The 3,626-nt window shown below is 70.6% G+C and carries 3 protein-coding genes and 1 pseudogene; all 4 read right to left on the reverse strand.

The genetic code is table 11. The annotated features are described in order from the left end of the window. A partial coding sequence (locus tag JWP64_RS06960) for a DUF4331 family protein (protein WP_297493696.1) occupies positions 1-787 on the reverse strand: 787 nt, incomplete at its 3' end. Between the two features lie 112 nt (positions 788-899). After that, complete coding sequence (locus JWP64_RS06965; RefSeq protein WP_297493698.1) at positions 900-1,436, reverse strand: hypothetical protein; 537 nt, start codon at positions 1,434-1,436, stop codon at positions 900-902. Between the two features lie 320 nt (positions 1,437-1,756). After that, positions 1,757-2,929, reverse strand: coding sequence for a DUF4331 family protein (locus JWP64_RS06970; protein WP_297493700.1), 1,173 nt, complete (start codon positions 2,927-2,929; stop codon positions 1,757-1,759). Between the two features lie 15 nt (positions 2,930-2,944). After that, positions 2,945-3,626, reverse strand: a pseudogene (locus tag JWP64_RS06975) (peroxidase); the annotation flags it as partial.

Raw genomic sequence — 3,626 nt, forward strand, 5'->3', positions numbered from 1 at the left:
CGTCGAGCCGGTCGAAAAAGGGGAGATTGGCGTTCAGGCGGGCGCGGTACGCCCCGGCGTAGTCCGGGCGCAGGGCGAAGGCGTCCTCGGCGTTGTAGAGGTCCCGCAGCTCCATGTCGCGGTTGACGGGATCGAACTTCTTGTCCTGCAGGATGAAGTTCTTGATCTCCGGTCGGCCCATGTGCTCGAGCCGGACCGGGTGACGGGCGGTCAGGGTCTCGCCGACGACGGCCAGCAGCGGGCCGGTGTCAGGGCCGAGCACCGCGGCGACGTCGAACTCGACGACGATGCTCAGGCAGTTCGCGCCTTCCCCGGTGTTGACGCCCCGCTCCTTGAACGTCAGCCGTTCCAGCACGTGGTTGGCCGACTCGGCGGCCAGGTCGATGAAGAAGGGATCCAGCCGCTGCCCGGCGAAGATCCGCAGCCCGGGAGCCTCGCTCGGCTGCTCGTCGCCGACCCGGAACGAGATCGCTACGCCGAGGGCGGTGCACGTGCCGGTCTGGTCCCCACCGCCGGGAGTCGGCTGGACGAACCGGAAGTCGAACGTCCACTCCTCGGCGCCGGCCACGAACGCCGGTGTGCCGTCGGCCCTCGTGGCCGTCACCGGCCGGAGCCGGAAGCGGTAGATGAGCGCGTCGGAGAACAGTGCGGTTGGCGCGGCGATCGGGAACACGTCCAGGACCAGCACCAGATGGCCGGGCCGCTCCGGGCTCGGGAAGGCGAACACGTCGGTGATGTCGGACGCGGGGTCGGCCAGCGCACGCGGGCCGGAGAAGTGGTCAGCCATGACAGGACCTCCGCATAGGGTGTCGAGGGCGTGGTGTGGGGGTGTGCGGTCGGGCTCGGCGGCACTCGCGGCCGCGGGGGGCGGCGCCGACGCCCCCGGGGCCCCGGCCGGTTCAGTCAGCGGCCTTATCCAGCAGCGGCTTGAGTGCTGGGTGCTGCAGCGCCTCCGCGGCGGCAGGGTCGTCCAGCACCCGCTGGAACGCCTCGTTCACGGCCAGCGCCTTCCAGATCTCCTTCACCGTCGGCTTGGGATAGGCGGCGAGGTAGTTGCCTGCCACCACCGTGTGCTCCTTGAACCACTCCTTGATGTCGGGGGACGTGACGCCCGGGTAGCCCTGCGCGTGCTGCCAGGTGTCGTCGAAGGCCCGGCCGATGTCCGTGCGGGCGAAGTCGTCGATGTAGGTGTCCCACGGGCCGTCGAAGCTGCTGGCGAACATGAGCCGCTTGCCGCCGTCCAGGAGCACGAACCGCGCCTCGTGCAGCGTGCCGATCTGCTCGATGGCCTGCTGGATGTGCGGGTCGTTCATGGCCTGCGCCAGGGTCTGGCGCAGCGTCTCTTCGTGTCCCGGGATGACGTCCGCTATGGCGAGGAATTCCGACCTCGCTCCGGCCCTCAGCCCGGCCCGGTAGTCGTTGATCGACGTCGTCATTGTTTCTCTCCTTTGTGATTGAATGTGATTGAACGATCCCACCGTGTTGATCACGGGGGTGTCGGGCCACCGAGGGCCCGGGCATGGATCGATCGGGAGGTCGCCAGGACCTGAGGTCCCGGCCCCGCCCAGCGGGGAGGATCGGTCGCCCGGACCTCGCCCCGGGTCACCCTCGGGGGCCACGACCTCATCGATCCCGGCAGCCGCTCGGCGCGGCTGGGCACAGACCCCTGGGCGGGTGGGACGCCGTGGACTCGCTCGTTGTGCAGAGCACTTCGTGAAGCCGCACATCGCGGGTCGCATCCGGTCCGTCGTCCGGGTCAGGCCGGTGGGGCCTGACCCGGTGGCGCCGCCAGCGCGGGGAACAGGGTCGCCAGGCCCGGCGGCTCCGGGTTGGGGCTGCACAGGTAGGGGAAGGTGTGGCTGGGCGGCCGGGCCTGGCGGACGCCCTCGCCAATCGGCGCTCCGTGGAGTCCGCCGACCAGCAGCGTATAGAGCGTGTCGATGATGTCGCGCCAGGGCGACCGGCCGCCGCAGGTCGTGTGGGGCCGGCCGGCGAGCACAGCGCGCTCGATCTCGAGATCACTGTCGCCGCCCTCGGCGAACGGTCTGGACGTGTCGACGACGAGGAAGTCGGCCAGCAGCAACTCGGTCAGCGGGTGGTTGCCCTCCTCGTCCGATGGCCAGTCGATGCTGCCGTCGAGCCGGTCGAAGAAGGCCAGATTGGCATTGAGCCGCGCACGGTAGGCCCCGACGTAGTCCGGGCGCAGGGCGAAGGCATCCTCGGCGTTGTAGAGGTCGCGGATCTCGAGGTCGCGGTTGACGGGGTCGAACTTCTTCGGCCGCATGATCACGTTCTTGATCTCTGCTCGGCCCATGCGTTCCACCCGGATCTCGTGACCGGACGTGAGCGTCTCTCCGACGACGGCCAGGAGCGGGCCGGAGTCGGGGCCGAGCACCGTGGCGACGTCGAACTCGACGACGATGCTCAGGACGTTGGCGCCTGCGAGGGAGTTGGTGGACACGGGCCGGAACGCCAGCTGCTCCTGCTCCTCGGTGGCCAGTACGGCGTTCAGGTCGATGAAGAACGGATCGAGCCGGGGCCCGGCGAAGATGCGCAGCCCGGGTGCCTCGGTCGGTCGCTCGTCGCCGACCTGGAGCGGGATCGCCGCTCCGCCCGGTGTGGTGCAGGTGCCCTGCACTGTCGCGCCTCCGTCTCGGGGCGTGGGTGCGTCGAAGCGGACGTCGAACCTCCACTCCTCGGCGCCGGCGACGAACGCGGGTGCCCCGCCGGCGTTCGTGGCGGTGACCGGCCGGAGCCGGAAGCGGTGGGTGATCGCGTCGGAGAACAGGGCCGTCGCCGGCGCGGCCGGGAACACGTCCAGGACGAGCACCATGTGGCCGGGCCGCTCTGGGCTGGCGAAGGCGTACACGTCGGTGATGTCGGATGCGGGGTCGGCGAGGGCCTGCGGTCCGGAGAAGTGGTCTGCCATGACTGGATACCCCGCTCAGGTGTCGAGGTCGGCGAGCCAGCGCAGCGCCCGGAGGCCGGGCATGAAGCAGTACTCGCCGCCGCGGTTGACGACGAAGTCGGGCAGCCCTCGAAGGCGGCGGCGGATCGGCTGCTTGGGGATGGTGAACTCCCCGCCGTCCTGCACGCCGATCAGCGGGTCGCGTTCGGCGGGGGCGCCGATGAATTTGCCGTCGTTGATCCATTCCCGCTGGACGAACTCGAACTGCCGGTCTAGGCGCGCGCCGACGAAGGCGAACATCAGACCGCGGTCGGTGCCGTCGTCCTCCAGCACGCCGGGCGGCAGGGTGGGGCCGTAGTTGGTGCCGCGCCGGATCATCCGGTGCAGCCGGACCTGGCCGGTGATGACGGCGTCGCGCGCGTTCATCCGCCGCGCGTGCGCGCCGACCGGGCACTTCAGCCCGCGCGGGTCGTCGCCGTACAGGAACGCGTTGTTGCGCTCGTCATCGGCGCCCAGCGCGGGGTCGTCCTTGTCCGGGGCGAGGGCTAGCGGCGCGCCCCTGGGCCAGCGCCCGACGAACTTGGCCGCGACCAGCTCCTCCTCGGCCGGGCCTGCGGCGTTCTCGTGCAGGTACCGGCGGAACGCGGCGACGTTCTGGTGCAGCTTGCGGAAGACCGCATAGGTGCCGTTGCGGCCCAGCGCGTCCGGCTGCGGGATC

Origin of the sequence: Pseudonocardia sp. (assembly GCF_025465255.1) — a bacterium.
In the GTDB taxonomy this organism is placed as follows: Bacteria; Actinomycetota; Actinomycetes; order Mycobacteriales; family Pseudonocardiaceae; genus Pseudonocardia.

What these genes read in the sequence shown, in the direction of transcription:
- JWP64_RS06965 (WP_297493698.1), bottom strand. Translation starts at nt 1,436, where the DNA reads ATGACGACGTCGATCAACGACTACCGGGCCGGGCTGAGGGCCGGAGCG.
- JWP64_RS06970 (WP_297493700.1), bottom strand. Translation starts at nt 2,929, where the DNA reads ATGGCAGACCACTTCTCCGGACCGCAGGCCCTCGCCGACCCCGCATCC.